This window comes from Agreia sp. Leaf283 (genome assembly GCF_001422485.1).
Taxonomy (GTDB): Bacteria; Actinomycetota; Actinomycetes; order Actinomycetales; family Microbacteriaceae; genus Agreia.
The window spans coordinates 384,420-404,287 of sequence record NZ_LMNF01000002.1 but is presented as its reverse complement, the minus strand read 5'-3'; the positions used below and the strand labels follow the sequence as shown (position 1 = coordinate 404,287).

The following is a 19,868-nucleotide window of genomic DNA, read 5'->3' as shown; positions in this document are numbered from 1 at the left end:
CGAATCGTTCATCTGCTAGAATCTCAAGGTTGCCGTCTGACGGCCGCGGATAAAGAGAGCCCGCACATTCTGTGACGGGCACCGCGCAATGAGGAGAAAGGGGATCACCAACTATGGCTCTTGAAGCTGATGTCAAGAAGGCGATCATCGAAGAATACGCAACCCACCCCGGTGACACCGGATCCCCAGAGGTCCAGGTCGCGATGCTCACGCGTCGTATCAAGGACCTCACGGAGCACCTCAAGGAGCACAAGCACGACCACCACTCGCGTCGTGGCCTCCTGCTCCTGGTCGGACAGCGTCGCCGACTGCTGGGTTACCTGGCCGATGTCGAGATCGAGCGCTACCGTGCTCTGATCGAGCGTCTGGGCCTTCGTAGGTAAGTGCCTGCGTCGATAGCTCGCCGCATTTCTTGACGATGGGCCGTTCTCTCTCACGGGAGAACGGCCCATTCTCGTTGTGCGGCCGGGTCGTGCGGCGGCACTGAGGATCAGACGCGGTCGTCGTCGCCGAGTTCGGCCGCGCTCTCCGCCTCGTAGTCCTCGTCGTCGAGATCGTCGTTCGTCTCGTCGGGGTCATCGATCTGCAGGGTGTCGATGTCGTTCTCGACACCGAACTCGGTGTCGGCGCCGTCGAGCAGTCCCTCGTCGAGGCTCTCCTCGTCGTCGACCGACGGGTCGCCCGGATTCGTGAACTCGGCGTCGCCGCGACCATCGAGTTCGCTCGACACCTCGAGCAGGTCTTCGTTGCTGTATTCGTCTCGCTCTTTGTCAGTCATATCTCGACTCTAGAACAGCGGATGCACACGATCCACCAAGACTCGTACGGCAGGATCGACACATGTTCCGACGCCACCCCGTGCTCTCCGTGCTCACGGTGCTCTACCTCGCGGGGGTCGCCTGGGTGACGCTCGGCCCGGAACCCTACGACTCGGGCACGAGCGGGGTGCTCTGGCGTTTCCTCCGCTTCTTCGCGCGGTACGAGGCCACCGACTGGATCACGTTCGGTCGGGTCGAGTTCACGGCCAACATCGCCATGTTCGTGCCCCTGGGCATCTTCTTCGTGCTGCTGTTCGGGCGGAGGCACTGGTGGCTCGCCATCCTCCTGTGCGGCGCGCTGTCGTGCGCCATCGAGATCTCACAGGGCGCGCTGCTTCCCACGCGTGTCTCCGATCTGGCCGACGTCATCGCCAACACCTCGGGCGGTGCGATCGGCGCCGTCCTCGGCGTCGTGCTGATGTCGATCTCCCTCGCCCGGCGCAGCCGACGTCGTGTTCGCGCGAACGCCGTGCACGCGCTTGGATAGGGTCATGAGATTCTTTTCGTTCGGTCGCCTCAACAATCCGAACCTCGCGAAGACCGATCAGGGCACGGGCTCGCTCGACGACTACCTCTACGACCTCGTGCCGCGCAACAAGCGGGTGCGCATCCAACTCGCCGACAGCGACCCCTGCCAGGACGCCCTGCGCACCGTGATCGAGCAGGGCGTCACAGAGACCGAGGCTTTCATCACTCGCCGGAGCGCGGCCGACGAACGAACGGATGCGCCGACGCCGGTGCGCCTGTTCGTGAACCAGCGCCCGACCCCGGTCGTCGGCTTCGTGCCCCGTGGCCTCGAGGCTCCTGTCGAAGCCGCCCTCGGGCGGCTCGCGGACTCGGGAAAGTCGACGCGCATGGAGGCGACGATCCGCGACACGAAGAACGGTCTCAGGGTCGACCTGGCCATCGGCCTCACGCGCTGAGGCCCACAGCCACGGAGCCGGCTCACCCGCTGGCATCGTCGTTCCCGCTTCCCTCCCGCGCCGCAGAGGGGTTGAATGGCGATATGGTCATCGGCGATCCTCGGCGCTCAGGCGTTCCCGACCGGCACGATGCCGGAACGGGCTCGCTGGCCGATTACACCTACAACCTCTTTCCCCGGTTCACGAGCGTGGTGCTGCGGGTCGCCGGCAGCACGCCGTTCCAGTCCGAGCTGCGAGAACTCCTCGAATCGCCGTCACCACCGCATGACGCGTTCGTCGAGCGACGGCCACCGGCGGAGGACCGTGTCGACGCACCGATGCCCGTGCGCCTCTGGATCGGATCCGAGCTGAGCGGGATGGTCGGGTACGTTCCCCGAGGCCTCGAGGCGCCTGTCGACGCGTGCCTCGGCCGACTGTCCGACAGGGGCAAAGGACCGCGGATCCCGTGCACGATCGTCTCGACCCGGCACGGGCTGCGGGTGGATCTCGGCATGGGGCGGGCCTACTGACGCGTCGATCCCTCCGGTGCGGACGTGCTTGGATTGACGGATGCATCCCCGGTCTCGCAAGCTCCCGCTGTTCGACTGGGAGCCCTTCCTCCTGGGTATCGTGCTCCTCGCTGCCCTCGCCGCGTCGCTCACGGTACGGCTCGCCGTCACCGGAACGATCGTGGGAGTGATCGCCGCACTCGTGGCCCTGCCCGCGATCGTGCAGCTCGTCAGGCTCGGACTCAGGACCGGGGGAGAGCGCAACTCGGCGTCGAGGCTGGTGCGCCTCGACGGATTCGACCTGCGGCCCGTCGCCACGGACGGAACGCTCATGCTCGACGAGACGAACAGGCGCCAGGACTCGATCGACCTCGCCCTCGGATGGACCGAACACTCCTTCACCGTCGTGCTCTGGCCCTCTGCCACACGCTGGCTCGGTCGCGAACTGCGCACCGAGGCGTACTTCGTCGGGGGCCCGCGACCCGCCCGGGCGGGATTCCTGCCCCGCGGAACCGACGCATCCATCGGCGAGGCCCTCGAGAGCCTGCGTGATGCGGGTGTGCTGGTCACCGTCGACGCACGCATCTTCGGCGACGGCAAGCTGCCCGATCCCACTCGGCCGTTCACTCGTCTCGCCCGTCCTCTCACCGTCGAGGTCGGCCGGCCCGTCGACGACGCACTGGCCGCCATCCGGCCCTGATCAGCCCCCGCCTGCTAGGATCGGCTTGTCGCCCCTACTGGGCGGCGCGAATAAATCAATACACGAGCACCAATGCGGAGCAGGCCGGCAGGACGCTGGTCACCGGTGGTGGGTTTCGGAACGCGACGCGCGGTCCGAGGTTTTCTACTGTTGGCCAGACATGCGCCCCTACTCTCAGGGTTCCAATGCGCGTACGTGCACGGGTCTCGCAATCGGCGGGCACCCCCATGTCGCTCTGTCACCCCACTCCGCTGTACGCATCGCGAGAGCCCACACGGGGCCGCGAATCCCCTGGGCCTGCATGGCAGGGGGAGACAAAACAAAAGGAGAAACCCCCATATGGAGGGTCCAGAAATCAAATTCGCCGAAGCCGTTCTCGACAACGGCAAGTTCGGCACCCGCACGGTCCGCTTCGAAGCGGGTCGTCTGGCACAGCAGGCACAGGGCGCCGTCGCGGCCTACCTCGACGAGGAAACCATGCTGCTGAGCGCCACCAGCATCGGAAAGCACCCGAAGGACAACTTCGACTTCTTCCCGCTCACCATCGATGTCGAAGAGCGCAGCTACGCCGCCGGAAAGATCCCCGGATCGTTCTTCCGCCGCGAGGGCCGACCCTCGACCGAGGCCATCCTGGTCTGCCGCCTCATCGACCGCCCCCTGCGCCCGTCGTTCGTCAACGGCCTCCGCAACGAGGTCCAGGTCGTCATCACGGTGCTGAGCATCGCGCCCGACGAGTTCTACGACACCCTGGCGATCAACGCGGCTTCCGCGTCGAGCCAGATCTCGGGAATCCCGTTTTCGGGTCCCATCGCCGGTGTGCGCCTCGCACTCATCGGTGACCAGTGGGTCGCCTTCCCCAAGTACTCGCAGCTCGAGGAGGCCGTCTTCGACCTCGTCGTCGCCGGCCGTGTCGTCACCGACGCCCAGGGCAACGAAGACGTCGCGATCATGATGGTCGAGGCCGAAGCCACCGAGAACAGCTGGAACCTGATCCAGGCCGGCGCCACGAAGCCCAATGAGGAGATCGTCGCCCAGGGCCTCGAGGCCGCCAAGCCGTTCCTCAAGCAGCTCGTCGCCGCCCAGGCCTCGCTTGCCGCGCAGGTCAACAAGGCCGTTCGCGACTACCCCGTCTTCCCCGCCTACAGCCAGGCCGGATACGACGCCGTCGCGGAGCTCGCCTACGACGAGCTCGTCTCGATCTACCAGATCGCCGACAAGACCGAGCGCCAGGACGCCGACGACGCGCTGAAAGAGCGCGTCAAGCTGGCGATCAACGACAAGGTGACCGCGGGCGAGCTGTCCGGCGACATCCCGCCGATGGTCTCCGCCGCCTACAAGTCGGTCACGAAGACGGTCGTCCGCGGCCGCATCCTCACCGAGGGCATCCGCATCGACGGTCGTGGCCTCGCCGACATCCGTCCGCTCGACGCCGAGGTGCAGGTCATCCCGCGCGTGCACGGCTCCGCCATCTTCCAGCGCGGTGAGACCCAGATCCTGGGCGTCACCACGCTGAACATGCTCAAGATGGAGCAGCAGATCGACTCGCTGAGCCCGATCAAGAAGAAGCGCTACCTGCACCACTACAACTTCCCGCCCTACTCCACCGGAGAGACGGGCCGTGTCGGTTCGCCGAAGCGTCGCGAGATCGGGCACGGCTTCCTCGCCGAGCGCGCCATCGCGCCGGTGCTGCCGAGCCGCGACGAGTTCCCCTACGCGATCCGCCAGGTGTCCGAGGCTCTCGGCTCCAACGGATCCACGTCGATGGGTTCCGTCTGCGCCTCCACCCTGTCGCTGCTGAACGCCGGTGTGCCGCTGCGCGCACCCGTGGCCGGTATCGCCATGGGCCTCGTCTCCGACACGATCGATGGTGAGACCCGCTACGCGGCGCTTACCGACATCCTCGGTGCTGAAGACGCACTCGGCGACATGGACTTCAAGGTCGCGGGAACTTCCGAGTTCATCACCGCGATCCAGCTCGACACGAAGCTCGACGGTCTGCCCACGAGCGTGCTCGACGGCGCCCTGAAGCAGGCGAAGGCTGCGCGTACCGCGATCCTGAACGTCATCAACTCCGCGATCGACGCTCCCGACGAGATGGCACCGACCGCGCCCCGCGTGATCAGCGTGCAGATCCCCGTCGACAAGATCGGCGAACTGATCGGCCCGAAGGGCAAGACGATCAACGCGATCCAGGACGAGACCGGCGCCGACATCTCGATCGAGGAAGACGGCACCGTGTACATCGGAGCCGTCGACGGTCCTTCCGCAGAGGCCGCGCGTGCGCAGGTCAACGCGATCGCCAACCCGACCAACCCCGAGGTCGGCGAGCAGTTCCTCGGAACCGTCGTCAAGATCGCGACGTTCGGTGCGTTCGTCTCGCTGCTCCCCGGCAAGGACGGCCTGCTGCACATCAGCGAGGTCCGCAAGCTCGCCGGTGGCAAGCGCGTCGAGAACGTCGAAGACGTGCTCGGCGTCGGCCAGAAGATCCTGGTCGAGATCACCAAGATCGACGACCGCGGAAAGCTGTCGCTCGCTCCGGTGGTCGCCGACGACGCAGACACCGAGGGCTCCGCTGCCGCCAGCGAGGGCCCCGAGGCTCCGGCCGAAGGCTAGTCACCCGTCAGTCGAATGCCCGTCCCACTGAAGGTGGGGCGGGCATTCGTCGTCGCGGGCATTCGTCGTTTGGGGCCCCTGCCCAACTACACTGCCTTCATGACGCCGAACGACGACGCCAGCACCTCTACGGCCCTGCCACCTGCCCGATTCCGACTCGCGATCGACGGAAGCATCTTCGGATGGGCCTCGGGAGTCGAGGCCACGGCCGCCGTTCTCGACGCGTTCTACGACGCGGGCGGTCGCCTGATCTCGACGGCGGACCACTACGCGGGCGGCCGCAGCGAGGTCATGATCGGCAACTGGGTGCGCACGCGCAAGAGGCGTTCACAGGTATTCCTCGCGACCAAGATCGGTCGTCACCCGGATGCGCCGGGGCTGAGCGCCCACAGCATCGCGGCAGCGGCCGACGCGTGTCTCGAACGGCTCCAGACCGACCACATCGATCTGCTCTCGTTCGACGGAGATCATCCCCAGACGCCCCTGGAGGAGAGTCTCGCGGCCGCAAAGGCTCTCATCGACAGCGGCAAAGTGGGCGCCCTCTCCGCATCGTCGTACTCGGGCGCGCGCCTCCTGCAGGCCAAGCAGGCGGCCGACGAACTCGGACTGCCCCGATTCAGGGCCGTGTTCAGCCCGTACAGCCTCATGACCCGTCGCCCCGTCGAGAACGACCTGCTCCCGGCCGTGTCGACCCTCGGCATCGGCATCTTCGCGCGGCTGCCCCTCGCGAACGGCTTCCTGACCGGCGCATACCGCAGTCAGAACGATGTCCCCGAATCCGTCATGTTCGTCGACGCTGCCCAGCATCTCGGTCGAGCCGGCTTCAGGGTCCTCAAGGCGCTCGAGCTGGTCGCGTCGGAGCAGGGCGCATCGCTCGGCGCGTGCGCCCTGGCCTGGGTGCGTTCCAGACCCAACGTCATCGCCCCCGTGGTGCGGGCGGCGTCGGCCGATCAGGTCGCCGAACTCGTGGCATCCGTCGATATCGTTCTGCAGCCGCACCAGCTCGCCGCCCTCGATCGCGCGTCGGAGTGACATAGGCTGGGCGTGATGAACACCGCCGTGCCACTGCCCTTGACCCTGCCTGAACTCCGTGTCGAAGCCTCGGGCGGTTCGCTGGTCCGCCGAACGATCCTGCCGTCGGGCGTGCGCATCCTCACCGAGAAGATGCCCGGCGCCCAGAGCGCAACGGTCGGCTACTGGGTCGCAGTGGGCTCGCGCGACGAGCTCGGCAGCGTGCTGGCGGGGCCGACGGCGTCCGCTGTTCCCTCGCGTTTCGGCTCGACGCACTTTCTCGAGCACCTGCTGTTCAAGGGAACGCCCACCAGGTCGGCCCTCGACATCGCCGTGGCCTTCGACGCCGTGGGCGGAGAGCACAACGCCGCCACCAGCAAGGAATACACCTGCTACTACGCCAAGGTGCGAGACCAGGACCTGCCGATGGCGATCGACGTGATCGCCGACATGCTCACGTCCTCGCTGATCGAACCCGGCGAATTCGAGACCGAACGGGGCGTCATCCTCGAGGAGCTGGCCGAGGCATCCGACGACCCCTCCGACGTCGCGGGTGAACGATTCTTCGAGGCCGTGCTGGGGGATCATCCGCTCGGCCGTCCCGTCGGCGGCAGCGCCGAGACCATCCGAGCCGTCTCCCGCGACGCGGTCTGGCAGCACTACCTCGAGAACTACCGCCCTCAAGACCTCGTCATCACAGCCGCCGGCGCGGTCGACCACGACGAGCTCGTGTCGAGGGTCACGGCGGCGCTCACCGCCGCGGGCTGGGACCTGGAGCGCACAGCCGAACCTGTGGCCCGTCGCGAATCGGCCGGAGCCGTCGTGCGCAGGGGATCTCCCCTCGTGGTGGTTCAGCGCCCGAACGAGCAGGCGAGCCTGATCGTGGGCACCTCGGGTTTCACGGCGAACGACGAACGCCGTTCCGCACTCAGCGTGCTCGGCTCCGTGTTCGGCGGAGGCATGTCGTCGAGGCTGTTCCAGGAGATCCGGGAGAAGCGGGGGCTGGCCTACTCGGTGTACTCGTTCGCTCCGTCGTACTCCGACGCCGGGCTCTTCGGCATGAACGCGGGCTGCACGCCGGCCCGTGTCGGCGAGGTCGCCGAACTCATGATCGACCAGCTGCACCTGCTCGCCGATCAGGGCATCACGGCGGAGGAGCTGCGCCGTGCGCACGGGCAGCTCTCCGGTTCCGCGGCCCTTGCGCTCGAAGACTCCGACACGCGGATGTCGCGGCTCGGGCGGGCGGAGATCACCCAGGGCGAGTTCGTCGATCTCGACGAGGCTCTGCGACGACTCGACCGGGTCACGCCGGGCGACGTGCAAGACCTGGCCCGCGACATCGCCTCCCGTCCGCTCTCCATCTCGGCCGTGGGCGCCATCTCGGACGGCGCGTTCGATCGCCTCGAGGCAACGCTCGCGGGAGCGACATCGTGACCCGCACGCTCTACCTCGTGCGGCACGGCGAGCAACAGGATGCCGAGTACGGCATGGACGACGGCCCCCTGTCGCCGAGGGGCCAGCGTCAGGCTCGGCTCATCGCGGAACGGCTCGGGGGCGTGCCCTTCACCAACGTCTGGCATTCGCCTCTTCAGCGCGCCGAGGACACGGCCGCGATCATGGCCGAGCATCTGCCGGCGCTGCAGCCCGAGTCCACGGCTCTGCTTTTCGACTGCGTTCCCACGGGGTACTCGCCCCAGATGCCGCATGCGTTCCAGCCGTTCTTCAACTCCGTGACCATCGAGCAGGTCGACGCCGGCAGGGCGCAGATGGCCGACGCCGTCTCGGAGTTCCTCTCACCGACCCGTGAGACGACGAACGACCTGCTCATCACTCACAACTTCGTCATCGGCTGGCTCGTGCGTGAGGCCATGGGCGCTCCCGATTGGCGCTGGGTCGGCGTCAACCAGGCCAACTGCGGGCTCACGATCATCAACATCAAGGCCGGCAGGCTTCCCGAACTCGTGACGCACAACGACCTGGGCCATCTCCCTGTCGAACTGCGCACCGGTCTTCCCGAGGCCCAGCCCTACTGACCGACTACTGAGCGACTACTCAGCGGCAACCAGCTGCTTCGCGTACCAGACGGTCGCGTTGGGGTTGTCGTTGTAGGGATCGACGCGCACATAGCCCCGCTTGGAGTACAGTCGCCCGGCGTCGGTGAGGGTGTGATGCGTGTCGAGAACCATCACGTCGGCCCCGAACTGCCGCGCACGGGACTCGAGCTCGGTCATGAGTGCCCCGGCGAGCCCCTGTCCTCGACTCTCCGGCGCCAGCCACAGGTGCTTGACCTCGAAACGCACCCGGCCCTGCTCGTCGGGCGCGATCCGGCGGATGCCGCCGCATCCGACCGCCCGGTCGTCTCCGGCGAGGAGGAACACCCCGTCCGGCTCCTGGAACGCGCTCGGATCGGGATAGACCACGGTGTACGCGCCCTGCGCCGGCGGGAATTCGATGGCCCTCCATGTGAAGTAGTCGGTGAGCAGCCGGTGGGCTTCGGGGGAGTCCGTTCTGGCCTCGCGTATGGTCATACGTCAAGGCTAGGCGAGGTGCCACGACTTGGTAGGTTGGTTCAATGACTACGAAGGTCGCCGTCGTCGGCGCATCCGGCCGAATGGGACGACTCGTCTCGAAGATCGTCACCGAGACGCCGGGCTTCGAGCTCTACGCGCAGATCGGATCGACGGGCGACCTGTCGGAGATGCTCGGAGCCGACCTCGCCGTCGACGTCACCATTCCCGCCGTGTCGCACACCATCGTCGAGTTCGCCGTCTCCCACGGCATTCCCGTGCTGGTGGGCACCTCGGGCTGGTCCGCCGACCGCATCCGCGCGCTCGAGAGGCGTCTGGCCTCGACCCCCGACCTCGGCGTGGTCATCATCCCGAACTTCTCCGTCGGGTCGGTGCTCGCCAGCTCCTTCGCCGCCATGGCGGCACGATTCTTCGACTCCATCGAGATCGTCGAGGCGCACCACGCCACGAAGATCGACTCGCCGTCGGGCACGGCGGTCAGAACCGCGGAGCTCATCGCCGCGGCAAGAGGAACACTGGGCCCGGTCTCGGCCCCGCACACGGATCAGCGCGCGCGTGGCCAGCAGGTCGCCAGCGTTCCCATTCACAGCCTTCGCCTGCAGGGCGTCGTGGCCAAGCAGGACGTGATCCTCGGGGGAGTGGGCGAGGTGCTCACGATCAGTCACGAGACCCTGGCCCCGAGCGCCTACGAGGCCGGAATCGCCATCGCCCTGCGCGCGAGCGTCGAGGCTCGCGGTGTGGTCGTCGGGCTCGACAGGCTCATCGACCTCTCGGCAGGACAGGGCGAATGAGCACCGCGCTCCCCATGCTGTGCGACCGAGCCGGCCGATGAAGGGGCGCATCGCCGCCCTGTCGATGGCCGTGCTTCTGGCCCTGTACCTCGTGCTCGTCGCCGATCGCGCGGTACGCCTCGTCGCGACGGGTGTGCCCGTCGCCATCGGACTGGGCGTCGCGCTCATCGTCTTCCCGCTCATCGCCGCCTGGGCGCTGATGAGGGAACTCCTCTTCGGCATCCGCACCGAACGACTGGTCAAAGACCTCGCGGCGGAGCACGCCCTGCCCGAGGACGACCTGCCGAGACGGCCGAGCGGGCGCCCCGACAGAAAGGCCGCCGACGCCGAGTTCGATCGGTATCGGGCAGAGGTCGACGCCGCCCCCGAGAGCTGGCGCGCCTGGTTCAGGCTGGGCCTGGCCTACGACGCGAGCGGCGACCGACGCCGGGCACGGGCTGCCCTGCGGCGAGCTATCGCCCTGAACCGCCAGGCTGCCTGACCGCCAGGCTGCCTGACCTCTCGAGCGCTGGCAGTTCGCCCTGTGCTACTTCGACAGGGCCGCGGTCAGGCCCTGGCTGACGCTCTCGTCGCGGAAAGAGAACCCGTCTGCCACGAGCAGCTGCGACGACACGTTCTGGTCCGACAGGAGCAGCTCCTTGCCTGCATCGGCGAGGGCCGCCTTGATGGCCCATCCGGGTGCGGGAAGCCAGAACGGCCTGTTGAGCTTGCGGGCCAGGGTCTCTGACAGCTCCGTGGCCGTCACCGGATGGGGCGCCGCGAGGTTCACAGGCCCGACCAGCGACGAGTGGAGTGCGAGGTGCATGATGGCCGCAGCCTCATCGTGGAGGCTGATCCAGGGCCAGATCTGGGTTCCGGCGCCGAGCGGACCGGCCACGCCGAGTCGGGCGAGGATCTCCAGTGGCTTCAGGGCACCTCCGTCGCCGAGCACGAGACCGGTACGAGCCATCACGACCCGTGTATTCGACGAGGCCTTCGAGGCGGCGCGCTCCCAGGCCTCGACGACCTTCGCGAGGAATCCCTCGCCCTGCGCCGAGGTCTCGGTGAGGATCTCTGACGGACGGTCGCCGTAGAAGCCCACGGCCGAGCCGTTGACCAGCGTGTGCGGGGGAGAGGACGACTTGGCGATCGCCGCCGTGATCGTGCTCGTGGCCTGGATCCGCGACGAGAGGATCTGCTTCTTGTACGGAAGGGTCCACGGCAGTCGTGAGATGGATGCGCCCGACAGATTCACGATGACGTCGGCGGCATCGACGGTGGCCACGTTCAGCCACGAGACCTCCGGGTCCCACTGGCGTTCCTTCGGGTGGTGGGTGGGGTGCCTGACGAGGCGGATCACCAGGTGACCGGCCTCCTCGAGCTGGCGCGTCAATTCGGTGCCGATCATGCCGGATGCGCCGGCAATGACGATGGTCTGCTGTTCAGGCATACGGCCTCCCCTTTGTTCCAGCCTAACCGCCTCGTCTGCTCCGGTCTTGAACGTCTTCGCCGGCGTGGGCAATCGGTGCTACCGTTGCAGGGTGTTGTTCGGTCTGCTCCTTCTTAGCTGCCGCGACGAGTCCTAGTCTCAGGCCTCCCTCGTCGCGGAGTTCGCCGTTGGCTGACCATCTGAAGACCTAAGAGGAACCAGACCGTGAAGAACAATCAATCAGCGTCGGCCATGCCGATTCACAAGTACCGACCGTTTCACGAGCAGATCGTCGTCGACCTGCCCGATAGAACGTGGCCCGCGAAGCGCATCACCGAGGCGCCCCGCTGGTGCGCCGTCGACCTGCGCGACGGAAACCAGGCGCTCATCGACCCGATGAGCCCTGAGCGCAAGCGTGTGATGTTCGACCTGCTCGTGCGCATGGGCTACAAGGAGATCGAGGTCGGGTTCCCGAGCGCGAGCCAGACCGACTTCGACTTCGTACGCAGCCTCATCGACGAGAACGCCATCCCCGACGACGTCACGATCCAGGTCCTGACGCAGGCTCGCGAACACCTCATCGCCCGCACCTACGAGTCGATCGCCGGGGCGAAGCAGGCGATCGTGCACCTCTACAACTCCACCTCCATTCTGCAGCGCGACGTCGTCTTCCGCAGCGACAAGCAGGGCATCATCGACATCGCCCTGGCCGGCGCACGCCTGTGCCGCCAGTACGAGAAGACCGTGCCCGAGACGACGGTGTACTACGAGTACTCGCCCGAGAGCTTCACGGGCACCGAGCTCGAGTTCGCTCTGGATGTCTGCAACCAGGTCATCGAGATCTTCGAACCGACCGCAGACCGCAAGGTCATGATCAACCTGCCGGCCACCGTCGAGATGGCGACGCCCAACGTCTACGCCGACTCGATCGAGTGGATGAGCCGCAGGCTCGCCCATCGCGAGAACATCGTTCTGTCGCTGCACCCCCACAACGACCGGGGAACGGCCATCGCCGCGGCGGAGCTCGGCTATCTGGCCGGTGCCGACCGCATCGAGGGATGCCTGTTCGGCAACGGCGAGCGAACGGGCAACGTCGACTTGGTCGCGCTCGGCATCAACCTCTTCACCCAGGGCATCGATCCGCAGATCGACTTCTCCGACCTCGACGAGATCCGGCGCACCGCCGAGTACTGCAACCAGCTGAAGGTTCCGGAGCGCAGCCCCTGGGCGGGCGATCTGGTCTACACGGCATTCAGCGGATCCCATCAGGACGCGATCAAGAAGGGCTTCGAGGCCATGGCTGTCGACGCCGCCGCGCAGGGCAAAGACGTCGACGACCTGGTCTGGGCCGTGCCGTACCTGCCCGTCGACCCCAAAGACCTGGGTCGCAGTTACGAGGCGGTCATCCGCGTCAACTCCCAGTCGGGCAAGGGCGGCGTGGCCTACCTGCTGAAGAACGACCACGCGCTCGACCTGCCGCGCAAGCTGCAGATCGAGTTCTCCGGAGTCGTGCAGGCGAAGACCGACGCCGAAGGCGGAGAGGTCACGAGCGAGCAGATCTGGGAGATCTTCCAGGACGAGTACCTGCCCGCTCCGGCCGAACAGGCCGAGTCGAAGTGGGGCCGGTTCGAGCTCACCCGCACGCGCACGGCGAGCGACATGTCCGGAAGCGTCTCCCTGCAGGTCGAGCTGCGCATCGGCGACGAGACGCTCGACACGCAGGCATCCGGCAACGGTCCCATTGCGGCGTTCCTGAACGTGCTGTCCGAGCAGGGCGTCGAGGTGAAGCTCTACGACTACGTCGAGCACGCGCTCAGTGCCTCGGGCGACGCCCTCGCCGCCGCGTACGTCGAGCTGCAGGTCAACGGCACGCGGCTCTGGGGTGTGGGTATCGATGCCGATATCTCGACGGCGTCTCTGAAAGCCGTCGTCAGCGCCGTGAACCGCGCCATCCGGGTTTCTGACGCAGATCGCGAGCTCGCCGCGGTCTGATCAGGCCCGCCGCCGCTGTCAGCCCTGCCCCGGCTTCGCCGTTCGGCGGAGTCGGGGCCAGCGCGGCCGCAGCGCCGAGCGAGAGATGCGGGGCATGCGCCGGATGGCGCGCTGCTCGGGCAGGCTCCACCCGTAGCGCACCGCCAGCAGGCGCACCACGGTGGTGACGATGACGCAGATGATCGCCGCGACCGTGATGTCCATGCCGCCGGCCCAGAACGCGACCAGAACGGCCGATCCGGCACCCGCGGCGACGGCGTACAGCGATCCCACGTGCATCAGGGCGATGGGCATGGCGAGAAGCACGTCGCGCACGACGGACCCTCCGACCGCCGAGACGACGCCGACGAAGATCGACGGGATGACCGGAAGGCCCAGCGACAGCGCCTTGGTCGTACCGATCGCTCCGAAGAGTCCGATGGTGAGGGCGTCGAGGATCGTGATGACCGTGTCGAGCCTCTCGAAAAGGCGCACGAGCAGCATGCCGAACAGGGCCGAGAGCACGGCGACGCTCAGGTACCAGTTGGTGTGCAGGGCGACAAGCGGCACCACGAGGAAGATGTCGCGGAGGAGACCTCCGCCGAGTCCGGTCGCGACGCCGATGATGGCGACGCCGAGCAGGTCGAGGCGCCGGTCCCTGAACTGGGAGGCGAACATGGCGCCCTGCAGGCTGCCGATGCCGACGGCCAACAGGTCGGCCCAGAGGGGGATGGAGAAGGGCTCGGCTGCTGACACCTTCAAGGTGTACCACGACCGCGCGTGCGCCGGGCATTCGCGTGGCCGAGGGTCGATAATGGATCGTGCCTGTTTACCGTGACGACTGTGTGGTGCTGCGCACCCACAAGCTGGGTGAGGCGGATCGCATCGTCACCATGCTCACCCGTCAGCACGGCAAGGTTCGGGCCGTCGCCCGCGGAGTGCGCCGCACTGGATCGAAGTTCGGAGCGCGCCTCGAGCCGTTCATGGTCGCCGATGTGCAGTTCTACGAGGGCCGGTCGCTCGACACGGTCACCCAGGCCGAGACGATCTCCTCCTACGGGGCCGCCATCACCGCCGACTACGCCAGTTACACCGCGGCCAGCGCCATGGTCGAGACAGCCGACAAGCTCAGCGAGGCCGAGGCCGGCCTCCCTCAGTACCTGCTGCTCGTCGGGGCGCTTCGCTCGCTCTCCCGAGGTGAGCACGGCGCAAGCCTCACTCTCGATTCCTATCTGCTGCGCGCCCTGTCGATGGCGGGTTGGGCGCCGAGCTTCCACGACTGCGCGGTCACCGGCGAGCCCGGTCCCCATTCCGCTTTCGTCGTGCAGCTCGGGGGAGTCGTGAGCGACTCGGTGGCTCCTCCCGGCACCCCTCGGCTCGACGCGCAGACCGTGGGTCTCCTCAGCGCCCTGCTCACGGGGGACTGGGCGAGCGCGGACGCGTCCGACCAGGCATCCCGTTCGAAGGCCAGCGGTGTGGTCTCGGCCTACACGCAGTGGCACCTGGAGCGGGGACTGCGTTCCCTCGAGCACGTGGACCGCTCGGCGCAGAAAGAACAGCGCCAGCAGCAGCAGCGCCAGGAGGCCGCGTCATGAGCAGATCCCGAGCGTCGGACGTTCCGGAGTTCCGCCCTCTCGACTGGACCGGCGTGTATCCGCCCGATATCCCGCGAGGCCAGGTTCCCGCTCATGTGGCCGTCGTGATGGACGGCAACGGTCGCTGGGCGAATTCGCGGGGCCTGACCCGTGTCGAAGGACACCGTGCGGGCGAGGCGGCGCTGCTCGACGTCGTGGCCGGCGCCATCCAGATCGGTGTGAAGCACCTCAGCGTCTACGCGTTCTCCACCGAGAACTGGAAGCGTTCGCCCGACGAGGTGCGTTTTCTCATGGGCTTCAATCGAGAGGTGCTGCACCGTCGACGCGACCAGCTCAACGAGTGGGGCGTGCGCATCCGGTGGGCGGGGCGCAAGCCCAGGCTCTGGGCGAGCGTCATCAAAGACCTGCAGCTCGCGGAGCAGCTGACCGCGTCGAACAGCACGATGACGCTGAGCATGTGCGTGAACTACGGCGGTCGCAACGAGATCGTGGATGCCGTGACCGCCATCGCCGACGAGGTGCGGGCCGGAAGGCTCAAGCCGTCCGGCATCAGCGAGAAGACCATCCAGAAGCACCTGTACCTGCCCGACCTGCCCGACGTCGATCTCTTCGTGCGCAGTTCGGGCGAGCAGCGCACCAGCAACTTCCAGCTCTGGCAGTCGGCCTATGCCGAGATGGTGTTCCTCGACAGGCTGTGGCCCGACTTCACCCGGGCCGACCTGTGGCAGGCGATCGAGCACTACACGGGCCGCTCCCGCCGCTTCGGCGGCGCCATCGACGCACCCTCGGCGCCGACCCGCTGAATCGGAAGAAGCCCGTTGAATCGGGCGAAGCCCGCTGAGACGGTGTGGGCCTGCTAGGACGGTCTCGGCCCGCTAGCCTGACACCATGTCGGATCTCACGCGCGTTGACTCTTTCCCGGTGTCGCAACCCGAACCTCCGTTGGTGGTCATCGGCGAGATAGCGGTGACCAGCAGCTGGCTCGTGACGCCCGCCGGAACGGTGCCTCTCGCCGGAACGGAGTTCTTTGTCACGGACTTCACCCGCGTGGAGCAGAAGACTCCGACGTGGGCCATCGTGCTCGCCATCGTGGGGTTCTTTTTCGTGTTCCTGCTCAGCCTGCTCTTTCTGTTGGCGCGCGAATCCCGGTTGACCGGATTCGTGCAGGTGACCGTGCGCAACGGTCACCTGCAGTACCAGAGCAATGTTCCGGTGACGAGCGCGGCGACGGCCCCGGATGTGTTCGGTCGCGTGCAATACGCGCGTCACGTCGTATCGCTGGTCGGCTGACGCGGCACGCCGGGCTTCTGCGGGGTTTGTGGGGGCCTCCGCGGGACTTGCGGAAGTTTCTACGGGGTTCATGCGGGCCCGTACATCCGGCCGACACCTTCGACTGATCCGTGGTCATTGGGCTCACCATGGCCGACGCCGAGCTCACCGAGCTCACCGCGGTCACCGCGGTCATCAAGGTCTGCCTGTTCGTTGGTGTCCGGCGGGCCTCGGTGTTCGGTTCGGGTCTTGCCAGCTCGGTGGTCTGACGTGCGGTCTGCCGTGGAGCATCACCAGCTGCCACGCCGAGGTGTGGATCGTGGCGTGGTGGAACGGACACAACAAAGCCAGGTTGTCGATGTCCGTTCTTCCGGGCGGGTAGTCGTGGCTTACCCAGGGGGTGACGTGGTGGGCTTGGCATCGTGACGGTGGCGCGGTGCAGCCGGGAATGACGCACCCGCCGTCGCGGGCGGCGAGTGCTCGCCGTTGCCTTCGGGTGGCCAACCGTTTCGTCTTGCCGTGATGAAGAACCTCGCCATGGTCACCAAAGAGGGTCGTGATCGTGTCGCCATGGCAGCGAAGCTGGTCGACGGTGCTGATGGGGACGGGTTCGGTGCTGCCGTCGATCCATGCGGCACCGCGCCCGGATTCGAGGTCGTCGAGGGTGACGTGCACGTTCACGGTCGGTGCCGCACCGTTCAGCAGCGACGCGGACGGTGAGGTGGCGGCCAGCTCGAGAAGGGTCATGACCGCGTCGAGAAGCTTCTGCTCCGCCGTTCGTGCGTCGACGACCGCCTCGTCACTTGAGGTGTCGTCCTGCGCGGCCGGTTCGAGTGGTGTTGGGTCGTTGATCGCGAGCGCACCCTCTGCCTGGTCTCCGGTGATGCCCTGATTGCCGGCGAGGCCTGCACTGGCATGACTGAGATCGGTCGCTTCCGGGCCCGCCGCGTGTGATGCCGGATTCGATGTATCGAGGGTGCGCGGACTGAGAATGGAGTCGACCGCGGCCAGGAACACACCGAGTTGCAGGGCCATGCCGTCGGCGCCGACTTTCGGGTAGCTGAACCCGCGCAGGGATTGCTTCACGGCGTCGCGGGGTTCGGCTCCGTCGGGGTCGAGGTGTTCCCGGATCCGGATCGCGAGCCGGCCGATCTCCTCGACCGTGTACCGCCTCGGTGCCCTCCAGAACTTATCCGCGTCGTCTGTACCACCGCCCTCGTCGGCACCCGCATCCCTGTCCGCGAGCCCGTCGGTATCTATGTCCGAGTCGGTATCGTCTTCCGTGTCGGCGATGGTGGCCATCGCGGCGGCGACCAGATGCCGTTCGGCCCGATCAGTGTCATCCGACCAGCCGGTGCGGTTCACCACCTCGGACAGGGTGCGGCAGATCACCGCCGCCGTATCGACACCCACCTGACCGGCGAAGAATGCCTCCTCCACGACCGGGAAGAAACTCGGGTTCGGGGTTCCCGAGATCGAGATCGACGACCGCAACCGCTGACCCAGACTGATGCGGGTCGCCGCGGTGCGCTCCGAGATGTTGGTGGTCGCGGCAAGGAGCTTCTTGGCTGACGCGAACCCGTGACGGTAGGCGAGACCGGCGGTGTCGAGTTCGCGGCGGGAGTCGTGCGCGACTTCGGCAGCGACCCAGGTGCGGGCGGCATCGCCGGCTCGACCGATCGCCTCCCACGCGTGGGCCGCCTCGAGTAGGGCGTCACCGGAATCGGCGCCCGGCCCGGCACCGGTGTTCACGGCTGCGCGGTTCTGGTCGAGGAGCTCGCGGAGGCGCTCGGCGATGTCGCCGAGGGATGCGTCGTGGAGGTCCATACGAGAAGTCAAACAGTAGCCACCGACATTGGGTCGGCAGGGGCATTCGGTACATGATCAGGGGATATGGGTGTGGATAATTTGGCCAGAACGGAGGCTGTGGAGGAGAGGAGCGAGGCGAGCCTGGGCGGCCCTTCGACAGGCTCAGGGAACCGGGCCCTTCGACAGGCTCAGGGAACGGGGCCCCTTCGACGGGCTCAGGGAACGGGCGGTTCGAGCCGGGGTGGTCTCGATACGCGCTGCTCGTTCCTCGCGAGCGCTACTCGACCGGCGCATGGGGCTAGGCAAACCCAGGGCCCTTCGACAGGCTCAGGGAACGGGCCCTTCGACAGGCTCAGGGAACGGGCCCTTCGACGGGCTCAGGGAACGGCAGGCTCGGGGGACGGGGCGCCCAGGGCAGGGCCCGGCACTCGGCCGCGCCGTCAGGCCGAGCGCGGCTTCAGTTCGTCGGTGATGTCCGCGACCGTCGCGCCATAGGCATCCAGAAGCGCGTCTGCGTCGACGAAGGCCGACAGGCCGTGCGCCCCGGCGCCGAGCGCGATGCGTCGTCCGACGATGCGCTCGTCGGCGAACACCGGCCACGCCGTGGTGCTTCCCAGCGGAGTGATCGTGCCGCGCTCGTAGCCGGTGGCATCGCGCGCCACGTCCTGATGGGGAAGCGAGAGCTTGTTGACCTTCACGATCGCGCGCAGCTTCGCCCAGCTGATCTGCCGATCGCCCGGCACCAGTGCGAAAACGAAGTCGCCGTCGTGTCGCTTCACGACGAGGGTCTTCACGATGCCCGACGGCTCGAGGCCCAGGCCTGCCGCCGCCTCTTCGAGGCTGTTCGCGGGCGGACGCTCGACGATCTCCACGGAAAGCCCTCGGCTCGTCGCATCCTCGATCACCCGGTCACGTCCTGACGTCGTCATAGAAGAAGTCAACCACGCAGGCGCGAGAACCTTCCCGAGACGTCGATCGAGATCGCGACGATCATCGAGACCACGACGTGGGAATAGCAACGATCATCCTGCCGTTGCCACCCGTGTGACCGATCTTCAGAATCCCGCAGCCCTCACTCCCATCAAGGTCGACGTCTGGAGCGACATCGCCTGCCCGTGGTGCTATATCGGCAAGCGCAAGCTCGAGGCGGGCATCGAAGCATTTGCGGCGATGCCCGGCACCCCGTCGGTCGAGATCGAGTACCACAGCTTCGAGCTCTCGCCCGATACGCCCGTCGACTTCGAGGGCGACGAGGTTGAGTTCTTGGCGAACCACAAGGGCATCCCGGCGGAGCAGGCCCGGCAGATGCTCACCCGCGTGGTCGGCATCGCCGAAGACGTGGGACTGCACTACGACTACGACGCGCTGCAGCATGCCAACACGGTGAAGGCGCACGAGCTCATCCACTATGCGAAGGCGCACGGCTTGCAGCTCGAGGCCAAGGAACGACTGCTCAAGGCCTACTTCGAGGAAGGCCGCAACGTCGGCCGCATCGATGATCTCGCCGACCTCGCCGCCGAGATCGGACTCGACCGCGACGACGTCGTGCGATCGCTCGAATCGAGCGAGTACCTCGCCGCCGTGAGGGCCGACCAGCGCCAGGCGCAGGAGTACGGCATCCAGGGCGTGCCGTTCTTCGTGATCGACGGCAAGTACGGCGTCTCGGGTGCTCAGGATGCCGCCACATTCTCCGAGGTGTTCGGCCAGGTGGCGGGCGAGCGCGCCGACGCGCCGGCAGCACGATGACCGACGCCGTAGACAGCGCGAAGATCCTCGCGCCCGCAACCGCCCCCGCGCTGCGACTCCTCGGAGCAGCCGGCGCGGTTTGCGTCGACGGCACCTGCACCGTCGAACCGACCGTCGCCGCCGACCCGCAGTAACCGACCCGCAGTGACCCGGCCACAGTGACCGCCCCTCAGTGACCCGGCCGACGCGCCCATCGTC

23 protein-coding genes are annotated in these 19,868 nt (G+C 67.2%); 17 read left to right on the top strand and 6 right to left on the bottom strand.

Features of this window, described 5'->3' with window-relative positions; genetic code table 11:
- Positions 1–113 precede the first annotated feature (113 nt).
- Complete coding sequence (gene rpsO, locus ASF51_RS10835; RefSeq protein ID WP_044438586.1) at positions 114–383, top strand: 30S ribosomal protein S15; 270 nt, start codon at positions 114–116, stop codon at positions 381–383.
- A gap of 107 nt (positions 384–490) precedes the next feature.
- Here the strand turns inward: rpsO and ASF51_RS10830 are convergent, their stop codons facing one another.
- The gene (locus ASF51_RS10830) at positions 491–778 is read right to left on the bottom strand and encodes a hypothetical protein (RefSeq protein ID WP_055929192.1); all 288 of its coding nucleotides are present in this window, start codon (positions 776–778) and stop codon (positions 491–493) included.
- Positions 779–840: 62 nt separating this feature from the next.
- Between ASF51_RS10830 and ASF51_RS10825 the strand changes: the two genes are divergently transcribed.
- The 8 genes from ASF51_RS10825 to ASF51_RS10790 all read left to right on the top strand — a co-directional run bounded on the left by ASF51_RS10825 (position 841) and on the right by ASF51_RS10790 (position 8,586).
- Positions 841–1,305, top strand: coding sequence for a VanZ family protein (locus tag ASF51_RS10825; protein ID WP_055929188.1), 465 nt, complete (start codon positions 841–843; stop codon positions 1,303–1,305).
- A gap of 4 nt (positions 1,306–1,309) precedes the next feature.
- A complete protein-coding gene (locus ASF51_RS10820) occupies positions 1,310–1,741 on the top strand; it encodes a hypothetical protein (protein WP_055929185.1) in 432 nt (143 codons plus the stop codon).
- 83 nt (positions 1,742–1,824) lie between these two features.
- Complete coding sequence (locus ASF51_RS10815) at positions 1,825–2,250, top strand: hypothetical protein (protein ID WP_055929182.1); 426 nt, start codon at positions 1,825–1,827, stop codon at positions 2,248–2,250.
- A 40-nt stretch (positions 2,251–2,290) separates the two neighbouring features.
- Positions 2,291–2,929, top strand: a complete 639-nt coding sequence (locus ASF51_RS10810) for a hypothetical protein (protein ID WP_055929179.1) — start codon at positions 2,291–2,293, stop codon at positions 2,927–2,929.
- Between the two features lie 339 nt (positions 2,930–3,268).
- Positions 3,269–5,542 (top strand): polyribonucleotide nucleotidyltransferase, encoded by a 2,274-nt coding sequence (locus tag ASF51_RS10805; protein WP_055929176.1) that lies wholly within the window; start codon positions 3,269–3,271, stop codon positions 5,540–5,542.
- Positions 5,543–5,641: 99 nt separating this feature from the next.
- Positions 5,642–6,574 (top strand): aldo/keto reductase, encoded by a 933-nt coding sequence (locus tag ASF51_RS10800; RefSeq protein ID WP_162236941.1) that lies wholly within the window; start codon positions 5,642–5,644, stop codon positions 6,572–6,574.
- Positions 6,575–6,589: 15 nt separating this feature from the next.
- The gene (locus tag ASF51_RS10795; protein WP_055929171.1) at positions 6,590–7,987 is read left to right on the top strand and encodes a pitrilysin family protein; all 1,398 of its coding nucleotides are present in this window, start codon (positions 6,590–6,592) and stop codon (positions 7,985–7,987) included.
- Positions 7,984–8,586, top strand: coding sequence for a histidine phosphatase family protein (locus tag ASF51_RS10790; RefSeq protein ID WP_055929168.1), 603 nt, complete (start codon positions 7,984–7,986; stop codon positions 8,584–8,586). The genes ASF51_RS10795 and ASF51_RS10790 overlap by 4 nt, the downstream gene beginning before the upstream one ends.
- A 15-nt stretch (positions 8,587–8,601) precedes the next feature.
- On the opposite strand, the gene ASF51_RS10785 is transcribed toward ASF51_RS10790, so the two are convergent.
- On the bottom strand, positions 8,602–9,081 hold the full coding sequence (locus ASF51_RS10785; RefSeq protein ID WP_055929165.1) for a GNAT family N-acetyltransferase: 480 nt from the start codon (positions 9,079–9,081) through the stop codon (positions 8,602–8,604).
- Positions 9,082–9,125: 44 nt separating this feature from the next.
- Here ASF51_RS10785 and dapB point away from each other — a divergent pair, with 44 nt between their 5' ends.
- Both dapB and ASF51_RS10775 read left to right on the top strand, forming a co-directional pair.
- Positions 9,126–9,872 carry a 4-hydroxy-tetrahydrodipicolinate reductase gene (dapB, locus tag ASF51_RS10780; RefSeq protein WP_055929163.1) on the top strand — a complete coding sequence of 249 codons (747 nt, stop codon included), beginning with the start codon at positions 9,126–9,128 and terminating at the stop codon, positions 9,870–9,872.
- 37 nt (positions 9,873–9,909) lie between these two features.
- Entirely contained in the window at positions 9,910–10,353 is a 444-nt protein-coding gene (locus tag ASF51_RS10775) for a tetratricopeptide repeat protein (RefSeq protein ID WP_055929160.1), read from the top strand.
- 45 nt (positions 10,354–10,398) lie between these two features.
- Here ASF51_RS10775 and ASF51_RS10770 read toward each other — a convergent pair whose 3' ends face one another.
- On the bottom strand, positions 10,399–11,301 hold the full coding sequence (locus ASF51_RS10770) for a TIGR01777 family oxidoreductase (RefSeq protein WP_055929157.1): 903 nt from the start codon (positions 11,299–11,301) through the stop codon (positions 10,399–10,401).
- Positions 11,302–11,505: 204 nt separating this feature from the next.
- On the opposite strand from ASF51_RS10770, the gene leuA reads away from it, so the two are divergent.
- A complete protein-coding gene (leuA, locus tag ASF51_RS10765; protein WP_055929154.1) occupies positions 11,506–13,272 on the top strand; it encodes a 2-isopropylmalate synthase in 1,767 nt (588 codons plus the stop codon).
- An 18-nt stretch (positions 13,273–13,290) separates the two neighbouring features.
- Here the strand turns inward: leuA and ASF51_RS10760 are convergent, their stop codons facing one another.
- Positions 13,291–14,007: a trimeric intracellular cation channel family protein gene (locus ASF51_RS10760; RefSeq protein ID WP_055929151.1), complete on the bottom strand. Its 717-nt coding sequence runs from the start codon at positions 14,005–14,007 to the stop codon at positions 13,291–13,293.
- 65 nt (positions 14,008–14,072) lie between these two features.
- Here ASF51_RS10760 and recO point away from each other — a divergent pair, with 65 nt between their 5' ends.
- The 3 genes from recO (at position 14,073) to ASF51_RS10745 (ending at position 16,136) form a co-directional block, all read left to right on the top strand.
- The gene (recO, locus tag ASF51_RS10755; RefSeq protein ID WP_055929148.1) at positions 14,073–14,846 is read left to right on the top strand and encodes a DNA repair protein RecO; all 774 of its coding nucleotides are present in this window, start codon (positions 14,073–14,075) and stop codon (positions 14,844–14,846) included.
- On the top strand, positions 14,843–15,649 hold the full coding sequence (locus ASF51_RS10750) for an isoprenyl transferase (RefSeq protein ID WP_055929145.1): 807 nt from the start codon (positions 14,843–14,845) through the stop codon (positions 15,647–15,649). The genes recO and ASF51_RS10750 overlap by 4 nt, the downstream gene beginning before the upstream one ends.
- Before the next feature lie 85 nt (positions 15,650–15,734).
- A complete protein-coding gene (locus ASF51_RS10745; protein ID WP_055929142.1) occupies positions 15,735–16,136 on the top strand; it encodes a hypothetical protein in 402 nt (133 codons plus the stop codon).
- Positions 16,137–16,310: 174 nt separating this feature from the next.
- Here ASF51_RS10745 and ASF51_RS10740 read toward each other — a convergent pair whose 3' ends face one another.
- The gene (locus ASF51_RS10740) at positions 16,311–17,942 is read right to left on the bottom strand and encodes an HNH endonuclease signature motif containing protein (protein WP_055929138.1); all 1,632 of its coding nucleotides are present in this window, start codon (positions 17,940–17,942) and stop codon (positions 16,311–16,313) included.
- A gap of 422 nt (positions 17,943–18,364) precedes the next feature.
- A complete protein-coding gene (locus ASF51_RS10735) occupies positions 18,365–18,853 on the bottom strand; it encodes an aminoacyl-tRNA deacylase (RefSeq protein WP_055929135.1) in 489 nt (162 codons plus the stop codon).
- 115 nt (positions 18,854–18,968) lie between these two features.
- Here ASF51_RS10735 and ASF51_RS10730 point away from each other — a divergent pair, with 115 nt between their 5' ends.
- Together ASF51_RS10730 and ASF51_RS19075 are read left to right on the top strand one after the other, a co-directional pair.
- Positions 18,969–19,670: a DsbA family protein gene (locus ASF51_RS10730; protein ID WP_055929132.1), complete on the top strand. Its 702-nt coding sequence runs from the start codon at positions 18,969–18,971 to the stop codon at positions 19,668–19,670.
- A complete protein-coding gene (locus tag ASF51_RS19075) occupies positions 19,667–19,804 on the top strand; it encodes a hypothetical protein (protein ID WP_157412107.1) in 138 nt (45 codons plus the stop codon). Before ASF51_RS10730 ends, ASF51_RS19075 begins: the two co-directional genes overlap by 4 nt.
- Positions 19,805–19,868 lie beyond the last annotated feature (64 nt).